Source organism: Desulfosalsimonas propionicica (genome assembly GCF_013761005.1).
In the GTDB taxonomy this organism is placed as follows: Bacteria; Desulfobacterota; Desulfobacteria; order Desulfobacterales; family Desulfosalsimonadaceae; genus Desulfosalsimonas; species Desulfosalsimonas propionicica.
This window is the reverse complement of sequence record NZ_JACDUS010000008.1, coordinates 1-19,070: the sequence shown is the minus strand read 5'-3', so window position 1 is coordinate 19,070 and position 19,070 is coordinate 1. Positions and strand designations below refer to the sequence as shown.

17 protein-coding genes, 1 pseudogene and 1 riboswitch are annotated in these 19,070 nt (G+C 48.4%); of the genes and pseudogenes, 9 read left to right on the top strand and 9 right to left on the bottom strand.

Annotation, left to right across the window (positions count from 1 at the left end; translation table 11 throughout):
* Positions 1-178: 178 nt before the first annotated feature.
* The gene (locus HNR65_RS12690) at positions 179-1,882 is read left to right on the top strand and encodes a diguanylate cyclase domain-containing protein (protein WP_181551891.1); all 1,704 of its coding nucleotides are present in this window, start codon (positions 179-181) and stop codon (positions 1,880-1,882) included.
* Here the strand turns inward: HNR65_RS12690 and HNR65_RS12685 are convergent.
* The 3 genes from HNR65_RS12685 to HNR65_RS12675 form a co-directional block, all read right to left on the bottom strand.
* Positions 1,879-2,160 carry a hypothetical protein gene (locus HNR65_RS12685; protein WP_181551890.1) on the bottom strand — a complete coding sequence of 94 codons (282 nt, stop codon included), beginning with the start codon at positions 2,158-2,160 and terminating at the stop codon, positions 1,879-1,881. The two genes, HNR65_RS12690 and HNR65_RS12685, sit on opposite strands and share 4 nt — an antisense overlap.
* A gap of 352 nt (positions 2,161-2,512) precedes the next feature.
* Positions 2,513-3,826, bottom strand: coding sequence for a hypothetical protein (locus HNR65_RS12680; protein ID WP_181551889.1), 1,314 nt, complete (start codon positions 3,824-3,826; stop codon positions 2,513-2,515).
* Positions 3,827-4,324: 498 nt separating this feature from the next.
* Positions 4,325-5,074 carry a tyrosine-type recombinase/integrase gene (locus HNR65_RS12675; protein WP_232364769.1) on the bottom strand — a complete coding sequence of 250 codons (750 nt, stop codon included), beginning with the start codon at positions 5,072-5,074 and terminating at the stop codon, positions 4,325-4,327.
* A gap of 458 nt (positions 5,075-5,532) precedes the next feature.
* Between HNR65_RS12675 and HNR65_RS12670 the strand changes: the two genes are divergently transcribed.
* Positions 5,533-6,483: a sulfite exporter TauE/SafE family protein gene (locus tag HNR65_RS12670; protein WP_181551888.1), complete on the top strand. Its 951-nt coding sequence runs from the start codon at positions 5,533-5,535 to the stop codon at positions 6,481-6,483.
* A gap of 321 nt (positions 6,484-6,804) precedes the next feature.
* Here the strand turns inward: HNR65_RS12670 and HNR65_RS12665 are convergent, their stop codons facing one another.
* Positions 6,805-7,221, bottom strand: a complete 417-nt coding sequence (locus HNR65_RS12665) for a hypothetical protein (protein WP_181551887.1) — start codon at positions 7,219-7,221, stop codon at positions 6,805-6,807.
* 35 nt (positions 7,222-7,256) lie between these two features.
* Here HNR65_RS12665 and HNR65_RS12660 point away from each other — a divergent pair, with 35 nt between their 5' ends.
* Positions 7,257-8,663 (top strand): cytochrome B6, encoded by a 1,407-nt coding sequence (locus HNR65_RS12660; protein WP_181551886.1) that lies wholly within the window; start codon positions 7,257-7,259, stop codon positions 8,661-8,663.
* 499 nt (positions 8,664-9,162) lie between these two features.
* Here HNR65_RS12660 and HNR65_RS18040 read toward each other — a convergent pair.
* The 3 genes and pseudogenes from HNR65_RS18040 to HNR65_RS12650 form a co-directional block, all read right to left on the bottom strand.
* Positions 9,163-9,756 (bottom strand): annotated as a pseudogene (locus HNR65_RS18040) (IS4 family transposase); the annotation flags it as partial.
* 12 nt (positions 9,757-9,768) lie between these two features.
* Positions 9,769-10,350: a DUF4372 domain-containing protein gene (locus HNR65_RS18035; RefSeq protein WP_232364767.1), complete on the bottom strand. Its 582-nt coding sequence runs from the start codon at positions 10,348-10,350 to the stop codon at positions 9,769-9,771.
* A 281-nt stretch (positions 10,351-10,631) separates the two neighbouring features.
* Positions 10,632-10,874, bottom strand: a complete 243-nt coding sequence (locus HNR65_RS12650; RefSeq protein ID WP_181551885.1) for a hypothetical protein — start codon at positions 10,872-10,874, stop codon at positions 10,632-10,634.
* Positions 10,875-10,922: 48 nt separating this feature from the next.
* Between HNR65_RS12650 and HNR65_RS12645 the strand changes: the two genes are divergently transcribed.
* From HNR65_RS12645 to HNR65_RS12620, 6 genes are all read left to right on the top strand, one after another.
* On the top strand, positions 10,923-13,628 hold the full coding sequence (locus HNR65_RS12645; RefSeq protein WP_181551884.1) for a bifunctional acetate--CoA ligase family protein/GNAT family N-acetyltransferase: 2,706 nt from the start codon (positions 10,923-10,925) through the stop codon (positions 13,626-13,628).
* A gap of 172 nt (positions 13,629-13,800) precedes the next feature.
* Positions 13,801-14,271, top strand: coding sequence for a universal stress protein (locus tag HNR65_RS12640; RefSeq protein WP_181551883.1), 471 nt, complete (start codon positions 13,801-13,803; stop codon positions 14,269-14,271).
* Positions 14,272-14,315: 44 nt separating this feature from the next.
* Entirely contained in the window at positions 14,316-14,786 is a 471-nt protein-coding gene (locus HNR65_RS12635; protein ID WP_181551882.1) for a universal stress protein, read from the top strand.
* A 288-nt stretch (positions 14,787-15,074) separates the two neighbouring features.
* Positions 15,075-15,245: a hypothetical protein gene (locus tag HNR65_RS12630; RefSeq protein ID WP_181551881.1), complete on the top strand. Its 171-nt coding sequence runs from the start codon at positions 15,075-15,077 to the stop codon at positions 15,243-15,245.
* Between the two features lie 284 nt (positions 15,246-15,529).
* Positions 15,530-16,501: a protein kinase family protein gene (locus tag HNR65_RS12625; protein ID WP_181551880.1), complete on the top strand. Its 972-nt coding sequence runs from the start codon at positions 15,530-15,532 to the stop codon at positions 16,499-16,501.
* A gap of 46 nt (positions 16,502-16,547) precedes the next feature.
* Positions 16,548-17,018: a universal stress protein gene (locus HNR65_RS12620; protein WP_181551879.1), complete on the top strand. Its 471-nt coding sequence runs from the start codon at positions 16,548-16,550 to the stop codon at positions 17,016-17,018.
* A 168-nt stretch (positions 17,019-17,186) separates the two neighbouring features.
* Positions 17,187-17,289: riboswitch (cyclic di-GMP riboswitch) on the bottom strand.
* Positions 17,290-17,445: 156 nt separating this feature from the next.
* Here HNR65_RS12620 and HNR65_RS12615 read toward each other — a convergent pair.
* On the bottom strand, positions 17,446-17,916 hold the full coding sequence (locus HNR65_RS12615) for a hypothetical protein (RefSeq protein ID WP_181551878.1): 471 nt from the start codon (positions 17,914-17,916) through the stop codon (positions 17,446-17,448).
* A 78-nt stretch (positions 17,917-17,994) separates the two neighbouring features.
* Positions 17,995-18,750: a class I SAM-dependent methyltransferase gene (locus HNR65_RS12610; RefSeq protein ID WP_181551877.1), complete on the bottom strand. Its 756-nt coding sequence runs from the start codon at positions 18,748-18,750 to the stop codon at positions 17,995-17,997.
* Positions 18,751-19,070 lie beyond the last annotated feature (320 nt).

Genomic DNA, 19,070 nt, shown 5'->3' with positions numbered 1-19,070 from the left:
CGTATATCAACATCGCTGATGCTGATTGCATTCATTATACGCAGGAAAGGAGATATAATAACCTTCGGGTCAAAGTGGAGAATACGGCTATTCATTTGCCCTTTGCGGCTCCCTTGTGATAGAGGGATAGCCTATGCTTCTTTTTTAATACTTAATCCCCATGCCGGAGGATTTAGCGATGCAACAAATATTGGTGGTGGACAATCATCCTGTGGTTCGCCAATTCATGTCTGATCTCCTCGCAAAGAGAGGTTACAATATCGTAACTGCAGAGGATGGCTTGTCTGCTTTGCAACTAATGAAATCCTACATACCGGATATAATTTTTGTTGATCTCGTCATGCCCAATATTGACGGAAATACACTGTGTCAGGTAATCCGTAGCCGAAAAGATCTAAAACACGCCTTTATCGTCGTGCTTTCAGCCGTTACAGTGGAAGAAAGTTCGAATTTCTCTTTAGCGAACGGGCTGATCGATGTCGTCCTCGCCAAAGGCCCTTTTGACAGCCTTGCATGGCATATTGATTATATAATCAAACATGTGGAAGCCGGACGTACGGACCGGCTACGGGGCGAAGCTATAGGTGGTAAGAATCTGTTCGCCCGCCAGATCACCAAAGATCTGCTGAGTTCCAAGAAACACTATGAAATGACATTATACTTCATGACTGAAGGCCTGATGGAACTGACTCAAGACGCAGAAATTACCTATGCGAATCCAGCAGCGCTTTCAATTCTCGACGAATCTCAGGAAAACTTGCTGGCGACTGATTTTATCGAGCTTTTTAACAATCCCGATCAAGATAGAATTCGGCAAAGGATATCTGAAGTTCCCAAGGTTAACCAGGAGCCCCTTTTCGATGAAACCCTGACGCTCAACAACAAGCTGCTTTCTGTCAAAATCATTTCCTTTTACCAGAAAGCTCAGCAATACACCCTGGTGGTGATGTTAATGGATGTCACCCTGCAAAAACAGGCAGAGCGAAATCTGGTAAAGGAAAAAGAGCGCTACAGACGTGAAAGAGATTTTCTGGACAAAATTTTCGACAATTCTGCGGATGCGTTCGTCATCGTGGACGAACATGGCAGATTTACCCGGTGGAATAACAATGCCGCCAGGATGTTTGGGTACAGTTTCGATGAGCTAAGAGAGAAAAAAGCATTTGATCTGTACACCAACCCCAAGGCGATGGAGGAAATGTTAGATCTGCTCAGAAGGCAGGGATATGTTCAGAACTACGAGGTTCATTTCACCCATAAAGATGGCACTTCAATGCCCTGTGCCGTTTCCATCAGCCTGTTGCATGGCGAAAAACAACAGAAAATTGGCAGTTTAAGCATTATCCGAAATTTATCTAAATGGAAACAGACAGAGGAAAGACTCATATATTTGAGCTTCCACGATTCGCTGACCGGCGTATACAATCGGGGTTATTTTGAAGAGGAGATGAAGCGGTTTGCAAAGGGCAGGCATCTTCCACTGGGCATAATTGTTTGCGACATAAACAAGTTAAAACGAACCAACGATACGCTGGGCCATAAGAAAGGAGATGAGTTGATTCAAAAAGCGGCCGAGATTTTGAAGCGTTCTTTACGCGCCAGTGATATCATTGCCCGCATTGGAGGAGATGAATTTGCTGTTCTGGTCCCTGAGGCCGATGAGGAGGTAATAGAAAATTGCGTGCAAAGAATCAGGGCCGTAATAGAGGCCGATAGAGCGCAAAAGCTCGACCCCGCCTTTTCCATTGCTATCGGATATGCCCTCAGCAGCGAGCATTCCGTGGATACCAATGCCTTATTCAAGAGGGCAGATGACAACATGTACCAAGACAAACAATCTTACTCCGGAACATTTTTTCCCAAAGGCGATTTTGATTACTAATGAGGTGCAAAAATATTGCGGCAGCGTAAAGATACGATTCGATCAACGCCGCCATGATCAAGCTGGCTCCGCAACTGCTCGTTTTGTAACCTCTCTTCAATCTGCCTCACCTGAAATGCATAAAACCGTTGTTGAATTTCTTCACGCGTCAGGGCTTCGACGTCTGGAAGGGCTATTGCGTTAGCCTCTTGTTCTGCTTGTTCGGGAATTTGTGCGGGGTCAAGAAATGAGATCGAATTATATCGCGAGCGGGGATGGTTTATCTTTTCATCCGTCATAACGAACTCCAGGAGATGTTTGGCCAGCAAATCGATCGGGAAGATATGGCCTGAATGGGTCTCTGACAGGGCGCTCTACAAACCTTTTTTTGCTGGAGATTGTTATAACATTCATAAACGAACCGATTCCGGGTTGCAATGGTAATGTCTGACGTGGAAACTACTTCTTTATAGGGAGGGCGTCAGTGCACATTCCGGCTATGGGATGGCAGGAGTGCGAATTTTAAGCCCCTGCGGAATGCCAGAATCAAGGTGGAAAATTCAGCACGCCCGGGAATCCTACATCCGCTGGCAAGCTGTGCTTTCAGTGTAGCAAATCCGAGGCTAAAATCATATAATGTGCATACATGGTCTATATGTGAAGCCTGCCTGTCTTCCAGAGGGCAACCGCGCTATAGGTACGCGCCCAGAAATTCGCCTTTTCTTCTGCAGGATGCTTGAAAAAATCTTGCGTCCAGTTGAAATTCGGGTTTTGATACAGGTCTCGAAGGATGTTTGCTATGTGTTTGGGTTGCCACCCGGCATGAATAAGGAAATCGTGGACAAACCCGATGAGCTTGGCCGGCTGAAGCGCCGACGGGTTGGGGGAATCCAAAATTTTACGTGTCCAGTCGGGAATGTGGGGCTCTTTTTTCGCAGATTCCAGGGCGCGGCCCCGGGCAACGTCTTGCTGGCCATCGAAATCCTGGTGGAACAAATACAAATCTGATGCCTTGTATTCCCTGACAAAGTCAATCATGGTTGCATTTGAGCAGGGGATGAAGCCGGAAAAATTCTGTGCGTGTGCTGCCGCCTTTTCCAGGTCCCACATGCAGTCAAGGATCAAATCGATATCCGCGGTTTCGGTTGCCTGATGTCCGTTAAAGCATGCTCCGATGACATCTGTTAGGGGCGGCTGGTGCCGGTTGTCGTATTTTTCCCGGTTTTTCTTGTGAAGACTGAAAGGACTCCTGATGGCACGCAGATAGGGTGGTCCTTCACTCCAGGTATTATCGAAATTGACGCAGTGCTCGACACTGTCTGAGATGGTCACAGGCAAAAACCCCCGCTCTTCATTATCCCGGAAGGCTTTCATGGCCAGCAGGGCCATATATTCCGCAAGCCTCCCCAGTCCGCTGAAGACCCGGGCCGCATCTATAGAAACCCCGTGCCAGCGCCGGATATCCCCAGGGTCGATGTAATTGCACGCCCGGACTATATCGTCTTCCACAAAGCCGATTGCCCGCACCTCTTCCGTAGCCCGGTACCCCAGGACGTTTTGGAACAGGAAATGCCCCCCGGACGGCGTGTAATCCAAGAGATACGGCATTCCCCTGGAGCGGAAGATGTCTTGCACAAAATCCATCAAGGGAAGCACCTGCTGAAACAGTTGTTTCTGTTCTTCTTTGTGTGTGTAGAGCCGGTGCTGGTCGGCTCCCAGAAAAATTTCGATATCCAAGGGCATCAGCACAGCCTGCGACATTTCCCCCACCACTGGTAGGTGAACCTCAAGACTACGCGTCACGGTGAATTCTTCCAACTGCTCCAAACCGGCTGCAACAGAGGGGAATATCGGATCACGGGTTTCCGCTGCGAGCGCTTCGCCAGTTGCGATAAAGTGGTGGCTGAACTGGAAGCAATTTTTCAGTTGATCGATAACTTTCCGATAGTATTGCTGCTCTTTCATAGGCCCCTCATACCATATATCGTCCTGAAAGTAAAAATCCGGCTCAGCAGTCGCCCGAGCTATACGGCGGGTGTCAATACGCGAAAAACCTCTTTTATAGCTGCGTGCTTATCTGGAATCAGATTGATGGCCCTATTGGAGATCACTTATGTTCTGGGCTTTATAACCGCAATAGTTGCTGAGGCCACATTAATGAATCTCCATGGACCTCACAGGCAATACATTGCGACCCCGTTTCTTATAACCAGGCATTGTGTGCGTGATTTATATCTGATTCCAACAATCCGTTGAACCTATTATAATATGCCAATGATCTGATGCAAGCTTTCCATTTGCCCCAACTAAAATATGGAGAAAGCTCAGCTTTTCCGCAGACCACCAAAGGCATTGCACATTCGGCTATTGCATGGCACAAGTGCTGAGATGAGGCCAGTGAGCAATCTCGATTTCATGCTGGAAAAACCGGGGCATTCAAATATGACACCCCGGTTTTCACTTTTAGCTGAAAATATTTTCCACCCACCGGCTGGCTTCGGTGTCACTCACCTTGCCCAGATACCGTTGCGTGGTCGAAAGATTTGCATGTCGGAGAATAACCTTGCTGACAATCTCAATGGGAGCACCGGCCCTGCTTGCATAGGTTGCCGCATGTCGTCGGAGATCATGTGGGCTGATTTCGATTCCGATCTTTCTTCCGGCCTTTTTGACAATTTGCCTGGCGCCGGTGTAGCCGATCGGGAAAATCCTCTCCCCGGGCTCCATATTCTTTGACCGGATATAATCCCTGAGTCTGGCAGCAACTTTCTTGGGAATGAAAACAACCCCGTTTTGCCGCCCGCTTTTCGGGCTGACCAGAAACAGTTTACAATCCTCAACATCCTTCATCCTGAGCTTCAGGACTTCTCCAATTCGCATTCCACCTCTGGCCATTAGTTCCAGCATTAGCCGATTCCGGAGATTCTCAGTGCGGAATATGATCTCATCAACGGCATCCTTTTCCAGAATGCTCCACTGGCGGCCTTTGGCCAGGCGAAACGTCTTTTTCAGTACCGGTGAATCGCAGGGATTAACCAGAGCCGGGCCCTCGTTGTCTTTGATAAAATTGAAAAGGGTTTTAAGAAGGGTGTACTTGAAACGCTTGGTGGTTTGTTTCTGGCCCTCGGTATCCTGGGTCAGAAATTTCAGGATTTGGTCGGACGTGATGAAGTTAACATCCCGGCCTTTAAAATGGGTATCAAGCCGGGCCAAAAACAGACTGTAATTCTTGACCGTATTTTTTTCCCGCGTTCATTTTCTGGTACTCCATGAAATTGGTTATCGCTTGTGAAAGCAGCATGGTGACCTTTTTTTGTTTAAAGCTTGGGTTTTCGCCTCTATCCGGCCAGTTACAATAAAAATAACATGGCGGATTCAATTTGCAAATTCTTGTAATCCCAAGAATGCTGCTATCGCTGGCAAGGAAGTGCTTTGATCTCGTTTGAATCCCTTGATCTCAACCAATATATTTTGTGTCAGCTTATTTTCCGTTTCGCAAATTTATTGGGCATGCAGGATTAAGCTATTTCTTGTTGAACAACAAGCCGGATTATGCAAATTGAACCTTTATTTCAATCGTTTACATTTCACATAGAAAATTTTTAAAGCTGGCACCATAATTGCTTACTTCTACAATTTGAAAAAACGGGTCTTTAAGAAAGGAGCCCAGCATGCAGTTTCCAATCTCAGGAGTAGAGGTAAATCCGGCCATTCCCTTTGTTGTTGCCTTTATAATTTCATTTTTTACTTCTATGGGCGGCGTTTCAGGAGCATTTCTCCTTTTACCATTCCAGATGACATTCCTGGGTTACACCAACCCTTCTGTGAGTGCCACAAATCAACTTTTCAACGTTGTAGCCATTCCCAGCGGTGTTTATCGTTACTTCAGAGAAGGCCGGATGGTCTGGCCACTGACGTGGATCGTAATCATAGGCACGCTGCCTGGAGTCCTGATCGGCGCCATCGTACGCGTAGCCTGGCTACCGGATCCGCAGCACTTCAAACTTTTTGCTGCATGCGTGCTATTGTATATCGGTGCAAAAATGGGACGGGAGCTTGTGGGTAAGAATTATAGCCAAAGCAGCAAAGCTGAAAGCGAAAGACGATTTCACGAGATGATTCGTCGCCACCAATCAAAGGCTGACCGAATGGAAATGACCTTGAAACCGGTCAGAGTGGACTATTTTAACCTGAAACGACTGGGGTATACTTTTTATGACGAATCCTTTGATATCTCCTTTTGGGGTCTTTTCAGCCTCAGCTTTGTGGTGGGCATTGTGGGAGGCATCTACGGCATCGGCGGCGGCTCCATCATCGCCCCTTTCTTCGTAACCTTTTTCGGCCTGCCGGTCTATACCGTGGCCGGAGCGGCGCTTATGGGCACCTTTGTCACTTCTGTGGCTGGAGTTCTTTTCTACCAAACCATTGCCCCGTTTTATCCAGCCGTGACCGTGGCACCGGACTGGGCGCTGGGTCTTTTGTTCGGATTGGGTGGAATGGCAGGCATGTACCTGGGTGCCCGGTGCCAGAAATATGTTCCAGCTGCAAAGATCAAGTGGATGCTGACAGGCATTATCACCTTTACCGCTCTCAAATATATTGCTGACTTTTTCGGTTATTAACCCATTCGGTATTATCAAACATAGTCTTGAAATCCCCAGATTCAGGCAATGCACAATATAATGTGGGCGCTCGGTCCGAACTTTTGATCATGGATAGGCCCGGGTAACCCGAGCACTGCGGCTATGGCCAATCAATATTTTGGATTCGGCGGAACAAAAGAATGGCGGATTCAAGGTGGAAATTCAGGAAGGCATAGAATATCGCACTGCCAAGTAGTCTTTAACACCCCTTCTTTAACTTTTCCGGAAAATTTTAAATCTTCCTGTCCATTAGAGCCTTTGCATCAGTAAATAAGATAAAAGCTGAGCATCGCCAACCTCTTATGATAATTTACGTAATAAACATCCCGGCAACATAGATTCGGAGCGAGAAATTCGTTTGACAGTTGATGAATTAAAATTATTATTTTTATAATTGATGGTGCAATCCTTGGCCGAAATACCTTTGAATGTTGACAACTCCGCTAAGGTCATCGAGATCTTCAATCTTGCTCTGATCGCCCCCCTCTTGCACCCATCGACCGCATCATCAAAGGCCATGCCCATGCCGGGAGCCAAATCAAAATAGAAGGTCTGAAATATGTAAAAAAAGAACTCCTGCTGATACTGTGCCGATATTTCGGCCGGTATGGATCCGATAGGGACAGGCTGGACAAGAATAACACTTCTTCTGGGTTTTTGAACATTATATGCGTCAACTTGCTTGGTTTTAATGATTGAACCAGGCTTTAAACCCAAAACCGAATCTATTGATTCGGGAAAGGAAGAGAAAAATGCGAAAAAAAATTCTTGCGGCGGCCGTTTGTCTGGGTTTGGCTGGTGTCGTGACCGGGCTTAGTGGACTTGTTATGGCCGAGAAAATGACACCCTTGGAGGGAGGCACCTACATGCCGGTGGTTATTGAGAAGAGCTTCCAAGAGACCATGGAAATGGACGCCGAAGCAAAATCGAAGTATGACCAACGCCAGCAGAAGCTTTTGGAAAAACGCTATGATTTAAGTGATATGCCTTCCGACACAATGATGTCGGCCGGCCGCAAACCGGTTCAACAAGGCGTGCGGGTCAAACTTCACGGAGGTGTCACGTGGGAAGAATTGTCTGATATGACGCCGGCAGAGATCAAGGAAAAGGATCTTTTCCCAATGGGTTTCCGGCCGCTGCCACATTCGAAGCACAGCACGGGGGGGCAGGTATTCCCGCAAAACCAGATTGATGAGATGCAGAAACTTGAAAACAGAAATCTCGAGCGGTTTGATATCGAGTTTGATATCCCTGCACACTTCACGCCTGAGTTCCCGCCGCCGATCTATTTAACCTCTCGTCCCGACCTGGGGGATGTATCCCAGGGCAAGGTGCTTTCAATCAAGAACTATTACGAAATGTTTAAAGGAATTCTCACTCCGGTTCAAATGGAAGGAATGCGGCTGCTGCTCACCCCTTTCCCGCAGCAGCAGTTTAACCAGACGGAGGATCGAAAGGTCAAGGAACCGAGTTTGGGCGTGACTTGCCTTGATTGCCACGTGAACGGGCATACAAATGCGGCATTCCACTTGAATCCTGACACCCGGCCGCAGGCGGCCCGTTTTCGGCTGGATACGGTTAGTCTCAGGGGCATGTACAATCAGCAGATTCATGGGTCAAAGCGGTCTCTCCGGTCGGTGGAAGACTTTACCGAGTTTGAACAGCGAACCGCTTACTTTGATGGCGATCATGTTACTGCGGCCAAAAAAGGTGTCAATCTGCCTGATCGCGCCAGCCAGGTTGCAATGATGGCTCAAATGCAGAATATGTTCGATTTCCCGCCGGCACCTAAACTTGACCCTGCTGGACGTCTTATCGAGGATAAAGCAACCGAGAAGGAACTTCGCGGAGAAGAAATTTTCTTTGGCAAGGGACGCTGTGCGGAATGCCATCCAGCGCCTGCTTATACAAATCATGAAATGCAGGATTTACACCTGGAAAAATTTTACACCCCTGAGATGATCAATGATCATTACAGCATCCCAGACGGCCCAATAAAGTCATTCACCCTCCGGGGCATTAAGGATTCTCCGCCATATCATCACGATGGCAGGCTTTTAACCCTCGCGGATACTGTTGAATTTTTTAATCTGGCCTTGGGGCTGGATCTCACTCAGCAAGAAAAGAAAGACTTGATAGCTTTTATGCTATGTCTATAAAATCTGATGAAGCATAAGAATTCGACACAGTAAAAAGGGCAGACTCAGGTATTGAAAATAAATGGCGCTTAGGTGTTTCCTGAGTCTGCCCGAATTAATGGCGAGTCATATGCGGCAGCCATGAAACTTCAGTTATGCGGGCACTCACGCCGCTGCGGACCCCCAAACATAGTCCTGGAATCCCAATGTCGAGGCAATGTGCAATGTTGTAGCAAACCTGTCCGGTTTTTGAAATCTATAAACCCTCATAAATCAATGCTTTGTGAAAAACCAATGGCTTTTCCCGGTCCCCCAAGCGAACGGTTATGTTGCTGCTGCGCCATGCTTTAGCCATTCGGCATTACTGATTAGCGTTGTTTTGTAAATTTTGAGAGATTCACAGCCATTTATGGTCTTTAAACACTGCTGTCCAAAACAATTTAAAAATTCACGTACTAGCTCCATAAAATCAACTGTTTCAAGCGGAAAAATCAGTTTTTCCGGTCCAAGGTTTCATTTTTTAGTACAGATGCTGTCCAGGACCTCGTAGTGGCAGCGAATATTGGACAGGTTTTGGTTCCAAGGGTAAAACTTCATATGGGCTGTCGATCCATTCCCATAAATTCCTGTATGTAAAAAGGTTCAGGCGCAACAAAGTAACGAGGTTCGACAGCGACCAGCCAAATTTGGATTTGAACTGCAGAAACTTTACCATGAGAATGGCAATCAGTGCTGTCCAAATCTGGATATAAAGGGCGTTTTCGGAAGTGCCCACAAAGATTTTCACTTTCAGGTTCTGCTTGAGCGCCTTGAAAAAAAGTTCAATCTGCCATCTGTCCTTGTATATCGAAGAGATGGTAGTGGCCCCGAAATCGCGATGATTGGTCAATAATACGATTTCCCGGTTATTGATAACATCCCAGACCACAACTTTTCGCATCAGGTGGGGGCATTCTTTACGGGATTTGTAACCAGTGAAACGGATCCGTTGATCTGATAAAACATTCCTGTTTTGAGGGATTTTGAACTTTTCAACCACCTCATAATCGGCGTTGTCCTTCAACCGGGTGACAAAATAAATGCCGCTTTCGGTCCAGAACGCAAACAATTTATAATCGTTATATCCTCAGTCCATGGTAATGATCGAGCCCGGTGATAATGAAATTTGTCTGGCAACATGGATATCAGCCATCTTCCCATTGGAAATGTAGGCGTAAGAAGGCATGTACCCGTCATGGTCCAACAAGAGGTGCAATTTTACAGCGCCCTTGGTTTGCCTGAATTTTGCCCAGGGGAACATGGACAGACACAATGATATTGTGCTGCTGTCGAGGGAAAGCAGCTTGTTTTTAAACCGGAATTTATGCTTCCCGGGCGCTGCCGCTCTGCATGTATCAAGGGTCTGGTAAAACAAATCCCGGAATAACTCCCACGACCTATGGGAGTCGGCATAAGACAGAGTTGATTTGTTCGGCGCAGCTTTCATTCCCGGATGTTTCATTTTGCCCATGCAGCAGGCAATGCCGCCACAGATCTCTCTGAGGATTTTAGCCTGTGCGAGTTGACAGAAAAGCATGGATACGAAATGTTCCCATGAATTGAATTTTTTAGCGAACCGTTCAGACTTATGGCGGTATACAAGCTCATGGAAATTTTTACGGTCGATCATAGCAATCAGTTGACTAAACATGCTCGCATGTTTTATCATTGGACATCCTCCTTGGTTTTTTTGGGGTTTGTTGTTTCTTGACAATTCAACATTGCCCACAAGGAGGATTTTTTTTCAAGCCTTCAAAAATTAGGTCAAATTTTACATTCTACAAAATTCCGTTTTTGGACAAGAGTGGATCCTTGTATGTTTCAAAAAGTTCGACTTCCCGTTGCTCCGCCGCTACGATTGCGCCCTCGGACCAAATGACATCCAATTCCTCGTCAGCAAAAAGCAGTTGTCCATGGTGTACGCAAGCGTCGAGATCCGGTCGGCCACCCCTATTCTTTCATCTCTCTTTTTGAGCACGTCCAGAAATTCCTGAATGAAATCAACAGCCCTGATTTGGAAGAACTCAAAAGCCGAGCAAGCAAGAGGGAGGAAGCCTCCGTGCCGCATTCGATATCTGCAATCAGCTTTTGACTGGTTTTATCCTGCAACGGGATTATTGTCAGTACAGAAGCCTTTTTCACTGTAAGCCAGTGCGTTTGCAGATCCTGCATCGCGGTATATGCATAGCCCATTGGTTGTTTCACCGGGAATGGATGTGAAAGTGATCGGAGGGTAATCAAGTGACCATTCGGAATCTCGACTCTCTGTTTCATCCGGGTTCAGTCGCCTTGATAGGCGCCAGTCAGAAACCGGGCTCCATCGGAACGCTCATTGCCCACAATCTGGTGGAAAGTGGATTTACAGGCGATATTTTCTTTGTAAACCCCAAATACAAAGAAATCGAAGGGCGCTGCGTGTATCCGGACGTGGACAGCATGCCAAAAGCCGCGGATCTTGCCGTTATCGCCACCCCTCCGGATACGGTTCCCCGGTTGATTGAAAAATTGGGCAAACGGGGAACCCGGGCAGCCGTGGTCATATCTGCCGGATTCCGGGAAAGAGGAAACGAAAACGGTAGTCGTATCTGCGCCCGGATGCTTGATGCCGCCCGCCCGAGACTGCTTCGCATCGTCGGCCCCAATTGCCTGGGGATCATGGTGCCCGGCGATGGCCTGAATGCCAGCTTCGGCCATATCCATCCCCTAAGCGGGAAAATCGCTTTCGCAGGCCAGTCCGGTGCGGTACAGACATCCATATTGGACTGGGCCACATCGAAGGCAATCGGATTTTCCCATTTCATATCCATGGGAAACATGTCGGACGTTGATTTCGGAGATGTGCTCGATTACCTGGCCGGTGACTTTCGTGCCGGGGCGATCCTTCTGTATATTGAAAATATAACCCATGCGCGAAAGTTCATGTCTGCGGCCCGGGCGGCAGCCCGGATGAAGCCTGTAATCGTGGTCAAATCCGGGCGCCACCGGGAAAGCGCCCATGCCGCAGCCTCTCACACCGGCGCATTGGCTGGAACAGACCCGGTATACGATGCCGCCTTTCGAAGGGCCGGCGTGCTGCGAGTGACGGATATGCTGGCGCTGTTCGATGCGGTGGAAACCCTTGCCATGTCCCGTCCCTTTCATGGTGACGGGCTTGTCATTCTGACCAACGGGGGAGGGATGGGCGTGCTGGCCACGGATGTATTAATGGACAAAAAGGGGCGTCTCGCCGAACTTTCGCAAGAAACAACAAAGCGTCTGAGCAGAGTCCTGCCGCCTACATGGTCCCATGGCAATCCCGTGGATATCATCGGTGATGCCCCGTCGGGACGCTACGCGGATGCACTTCGCATACTTTTGGAAGACAAAAATATCGATGCGATTCTTATTATAAACTGCCCCACTGCGATGGTATCGGGCACAGAGGTTGCTTTGGCAGTGGTGGATACGTTGGCCAAAAGCCCTGTTCGCTCCAGCCCCCCAGGCATCTTTACCAGTTGGCTGGGGATTGATTCCGCCGGGGAGGCCCGCAAAATTTTTTCTAAAAACAAGATTCCAAGTTATGAAACGCCCGGAGAAGCCGTGCGGGGTTTCATGCAGATGGTTCGATACCGCCGTGGCCAGAACCTGCTGATGGAAACCCCGCCAAATATCCCGGAGGCCTTTGAGCCGGATACCGAAACGGCCCGTCGGATCATTCGGCAGGCGCTGTCCATGGGCGGGCAATGGCTTACCGAGATTGAAGCCAAGGCCGTTCTGGCCGCTTATAAAATCCCCGTAGTGAAAACATTTGAAGCTACAAGTCCGGAGGAGGCTGCAGCAATAAGCGATGGACTGAGCGGTTTTCTGGCCCTAAAGATCCTTTCGCCCGATATACCCCACAAATCCGATATAGGCGGCGTTGCCCTGCATTTGGTTCCGGGCAGAGGCGTTGCAGAGGCCGCACGGAACATGATGGAAAAAATCAGCAGGAAACGACCGGATGCGAAAATATACGGGTTTTCGGTACAGCCCATGGTCAACCGCCCCAATGCAAACGAACTGATTATCGGGGTTGTCAACGATATCCAGTTCGGGCCGGTGATTTTGTTCGGCCAGGGAGGCACCGCAGTGGAAATCATTCGGGATATGGAGATTGCTATACCACCGCTCAATATGCAGCTTGCCCGTGAAGCCATGAGCCGCACACGCGTTTACCGACTTCTCAAAGGCTACCGCGGAAAGCCGGCCGCAAATATGCAGAGCATCGCCATGACGTTGGTCAAGGTGTCGCAGCTGATCTGTGATATCGCTGAAATCCAGGAATTGGACATCAATCCTCTTCTTGTCGATGAAAACGGGGTTATCGCTCTAGATGCCCGCATCAGGGCAATTTCATCATCTATACCTGCCCAGCAGCGCCTTGCCATCCGGCCCTATCCCCGGGAACTTGAGGAAGAAATAACGCTGGCCGACGGCCAAAAGTTTTTTCTTCGTCCAATCCGCCCGGAAGACGAGCCTGCACTGCTCGCGCTTTTCTCGAGTCTTTCCCGCGAAGCAATTCGCCTGCGATTTCTGCATGCCATGAAAACATTGCCCCATGAGTTTGCAGCACGCCTGACCCAGATCGATTATGACCGGGAAATGGCCCTGGTGCTCTGCGACCCGGCCTTGCCGAGTGCATCTCCCCTGTACGGCACGGTTCGACTGGCAGCGGATCCGGACAACGAGCGTGCAGAATATGCTGTGCTCATTCATGGGGATTGGACCGGGAGGGGGTTGGGGACCCTGATGATGCGCCGTATTATTGATTACGCCAGGCAGCAGGGAATCGGCGAACTTTACGGGGAGGTTCTTGCTGAAAATCGTGGTATGCTGAAAATTTGCAATGCACTTGGGTTCTCCAAAAGGCACCACCGGGATGCACCTGAACTGGTACTAGTTTCCCTGCCCCTGCAAATACCCTCATAAAAGCTCCCAACGCGACTTTTCCGCCTGGAATTTCTTTCCACGAAAACAAACAAGGGGCAATACTGAATGCTTTTTATCAGCGATTCGAATGGACAGGCCAAAGTTTTGAGCTTATGTTCATAATTAAAGACGCTTCATAACACTTTCCCGAAACCGGCAAAGGAGAAAAATCATGAGCAAAAAAATTTTGATTGCCATGGATGAGTCCGCCAATGCGCGGAGATCGGTAACGTTCGCCGCCAAAATGTTTGACAAAAACGATGAGATCACCCTGTTTAGTGTATTGCCGGATCACAAAAGTATCTGTTCCTTTGACAGCCAAAGCCTGACACCTCCTCTGCAGCGACAGCAGGACGCCCTGTGCGCCCTGGAAAATGAAAAAAAAGGCCTGCTGGAAAAAGCGCTGAACGAAAGCCGCCTGGAACTGCTGGCCGCCGGATTTGCCGAAGACCGTGTGTATCAGGAAATCCAGCCCGTCAAAAAGAATGTGGCCCAGGAGATCATCAACAAGGCCGACACCGGGTTTGATGCGATCGTCATCGGCAAACGCGGCATATCCGCCACATCTGTATTTCTGTTCGGCAGTGTCTCCCATAAGGTTTTGCAAGGCGTTCATGCTGCATCGGTGATAGTGGTATCCTGAACCGGACATGATCTTTCAACTGATTGAAACAAGGAGAAAACAACATGGACAACAATATTTTGATCGCCATGGATGATTCTGATGGTGCGAGGCGGGCGCTGTCTTTGGCTGCCGAAATATTTGACAAAACGGCCCGGGTGCTGCTTTTCAGTGTTGCACCGGATTACAGCCGCCTATGCGAATACAACAGTCCCGGACTGACTCCCACCTTCCAGCGGGAGCGATCAGCTTTCTGCGCGCTGGAAAATCAGAAAAAAGCACTCCTGGAGGCCGCATTAAAAGAAGGGCGGCGGGAATTGCTGGATGCAGGTTTTGATCTCAACCGGATCGAGACCGAAGTTCATACACTTGAAAAGGGCGTTGCCCGCGATATCATAAAAACCGCCGATTCCGGATTTGACGTCGTGGTGATGGGCAAAAGGGGAATTTCAGCCTCTTCGGCATTTTTGCTTGGAAGCGTATCCCAAAAGGTTCTGGGCGGGGCAAAAAAAGCGTCCGTATTCGTTGTGAGCTAAGCTGCACCCATACCTCCCGGAAAACTGATGCTCAAGAGCACCTATCCCCTGGCTGAACAACGACCTGTGGTGGCGTATGCCGTTAAAATGCGGCGACTGCCGATTAACGGCGGAAATTTTATTTGTATCATTTTATTTTAAGCTTATGCTTATAACTATAAGAGATGCGCCCGGAAAAATCCGATAGGCGGATCAGCGTTCAACGAAAGCAAAAAAAAGGACAGCCAAAGAGATTCTTTGACAGGCCAGGCGACAACGCTTTGAAAATCCCAATGAAAGGAGGACGCCATGACAGAATTTCGCAGAAGACAAGACAGCGACAGGTGGCATTGGTGTAAAGAATGTCCTGATTATCCAGAGGAAAAAGAAGTCATTATCAGTCACACCACTCCTGAATACGGGGTATTATGTGAAGAGTGCAAGAAAAGGGAGCCGTTAAAGATGGAGGAGAAAAAGTAGAGATTTTCAGTTTGCCAGAAAAGAAATAGTGCCTGAACGAAAGCCGGCTTTTTCGTCAATATCTGTGTTCAGCTCAAATTTTAATTCTCAAAACACATTCAGTGTTCATAAGGTTAAAATTTTGTCCGGCTTGGTTCTGTACAAAAATCCTGGCGTTCGTTCGGACACTAAATTTTATCCCTGACAGTTGAGTTGTTTATTTACAGTATGTGATATAGGTGCCGTTCCTTGAGAAAAACGGCTTGGGGCGCGCGCAACATTTGAACGGAAGAATCCTGATTACAATGAACGACCTTACCTCCCAGGAGGCCATTCGCCGCATGGTACAGAGATGGTTGCCGAGTTACCCGGTGCCGGCGCACCGGCTGCATATCCATACCGATACCAGCGATTTCTACAATGTGGATTATAACGATGTGGTGATTCTCGGCCAGCGGCCGTATCTGATCCGGCACAATGCCAAAGAGGGACGATTCGGTTTGGAGGATGAGGTTAAGTTCTGGGTTAAAAGCGCCGTCGACCTTTCAAACGGTCATCGGAAGATTATCAAATTGGTATTTTACGAGCGCTTCATGTCCCATATCGGGGATATTGAATTTGAGTGCTTTCGTAGTCCGAAAAAAGAAGCCCGGATACTTGAACTGGTTGCAGGGCACAAAAATTTCATGCATGGACATGCCATCAAAGACGAAAAAGACAATATCATCCGTATACTTGATTTTATTTCCGGAAAGACACTGGCCCATCACATCGGTAGCATTGCGATGGATCATGAAACCTATTTCTATCAGCAGTTTCCGGACATTTTCAATCGCTTCATCGAGTGTGTGGAAGCGATCCGGTTTCTTCACGAACACGGAGAACGGCACGGGGACATCAGGAGAGATCATATTCTCATCGATCGCCAGACAGCCACATACCGCTGGATCGATTTTGACTTCAATTACCGGCACAGGGAAAATATCTATGGCTACGATCTGTTCGGCCTCGGCAATGTACTGGTTTACCTCGCGGGGAAAGGAGATGTGCTGATTCCGGATCTGCGGGGGAATGCCCATCCGTGGCTTGATATCATCGACGAAAGCGATCTGAATATCGTATTTCGCAACCGCGTGGTCAATCTCCGGAAACTCTATCCCTACATCCCGGAATCCTTGAACCGGATCCTGCTGCATTTTTCCAGGGGGTCCAACCGTTTCTACGATCATGCCAGACAGATTCTGTGCGATCTCGAACAAGTCCGATGGGATTCGTGAGACCGGTTTCGACCGTCCGGACAATCCATCGAAAAAGGAGGCAGGCATGAATCCAGAGGGAAAACTTTATAACAAAAATATCCTCATAGCCATTGATGAGTCTGAAAATTCCCGTCGGGCGGTGTCGTATGTCGGCTACTTCCTCGGCGGACTGCCGGGTTTCACGGCGACCATTCTTCATGTGGTCCCCGAGCCCGAAGAAGATTACTTCCCTTCATCCGCAGAAAAGGAAAAATGGCTCCTCCAGCACCAGAAGAAAATCGATGCCCTCCTTGATTCGTCCCGGCAGCACCTGATTGAACAAGGGTTTGCCCCGGAGGCTGTGAGAATGCGTTCTACCCGGCGCTACTGTCCTTCCATGGCTGAGTGTATCCTCTCCGAGCGGGATGAGACCGCCTACAGCACGCTCGTAGTAGGGAGGCAGGGCATTTCCCAAAGCGAGGAGTTCCTCTTCGGCAGTATTTCCAGCAAGATCGTTCAGCATGCACGAAACTGCACTGTCTGGGTTGTGGAATAAGAAAGGAAGTATCCCGGAATCACCTTGTCAGGAATCGTTCACAGTGGATTAGTACTGTGTCCTGTGCCGGTTTAATCGCACCCATCGGACATCTTTCCGTACATAACCGGCCGCCATCGCAGGGTTTCAAAATCTAATACAGACAAAAAAGCCGAACCGCCAATAATATATGGCAGTCCGGGTATCTTTGAGTCCAATCAGGGAAAAACCGTTACAGAAAAGACCCGTGAGTTTCCGTCCCAATTTCACAATTGGTTCGGCTTTATCATCATACTAATATTCATCCGAAAAATGCGGTTGTCAAATATCCTTGGCTATTTTTTTAAAATTTTCCGTTTTGGCAAATTGCACCATACGGCTATGCCCATCCTGTAATGTAAATTTCTGAAAAAAGATATTTTCATATAACCTGACCGGGTTTGTTCAACTACCGAATAAGATCATGATTCGCTTTGCTCACACCATCTATCTTCGTTCGTTGGGCGCCGATTTCTATTAAGGCATCACGAAATAGAAGCGCTTTGTCTGTGTGGAATCGGAAATCAATCACACCCTCCCACCCTTCTCGAAAGTTTGATGACTCAAACGAAAGGCACAACTTTTGTTCTTCAGGGATATCAACAGACAGGTTCGCTATCTTGGGGTCTTCAACAGAGATATTGATCTGACGCTTCCCGTATGTGTAGCAGATCACTCGCACCTTTGTTACCGCAAGGAAACCAGAAAATCCCTCTGTGCGGTGACGATATCGCTTATCCGGCCCGTTAACATGCTTTGTTACGAACCAGCCTCCAATTCCTTCATCCAAAACAACAACTCCTTCTTGCTCAAGCACTGGGCGCAGTTTTTTGGGAACAGAACCAAACCCGAATAGCCGATATAGGATCGTCTTCTTCAATATGTTGCCCTTTTACGCCCAACGCCAGCCATCAGCCGCACGAGGTACGAGCGTCGGCTGCATGGCCTCGCTCGCCTTTTACTCCGTCCTTTTCGCGATATATACTCCATAGCTGATATGAGCCTTGTAGATCTCGTAGAGGTCAATTTCCTGTTGCTCCGCGGCCACGATTGCGCGTGCTTCTTCACTGTGTCCATTCCGTTTCAGGAAGTCTTCGAATCTCGCCTGCATGGGTCGGTAATACTGGCCCAGCCAACATTGTTCCGGCAACGCGAAGTACCCGACGGGCGAATAGCCGTGCTTTTCGAGAATCCTGATCTTGGCCGAAGCTACATCGATTTCGGAATACTCGCTATCCCAGTGTTTCTGGAGTTCCGCTGGTCGAGAGTCCGTGAGCCATGTGATCTCGGTAGCAACCAACAGACCACCCGCTTTCAGGAAGCGTCGCCACTCAGCTACACCCTTTTCAAATCCGATGTTGTAGATGGCACCCTCGGACCAGATGATGTCCAATTCCTCGTTGGCGAATGGTAGGTTATCCATGGAGCATGCAAGCGTCGAGATCCTGTCTGCAACCCCCGCGCTTTCGGCTCTTTCATTCAGCACGTCCAGGAAGTCCTGAAGGAGGTCCACCGCCGTGATTTGGGCATTCAAGAGCCGAGCAAGCAGGAGGGCGGACGCCCCCGTGCCGCACCCGATATCCGCAACCTTAAGCGGTGCAGCCCGGTCGATCATGGCCAGATTGAGCGCCTGTTCCGTCTCGGCATCCCTGCCCGGTCCCTGCCGATAGCCTTGCTTGTGTAGGTCGATCAAGAGCTTATAATCATCATCCATAGCGATGATCTTTCTTTGTGAAGCGAACTAAAGTTTATCTGGTTTCCAGATAACATCACAACATTGATTTTTCGTCCAGATAATATCGAGCAAAAATAGGATATAATCTTTTAAATACATGGTGTTATATTGAAAACGCCTTTCTTCAGGCATATTATCTGGTTTCTGGATAATACGGCAAGGGCCTTTCTCTTTGGTATGATAGTGAATGGCTCAGATGAACACTAGAAGCCATCTCAAAAAAACCGAAACAAAATTAAAGCGCATGCAAGTTGAACCATAGCAAGGAAATTCTCTGCATGGTATTCGTAGCGGACAAC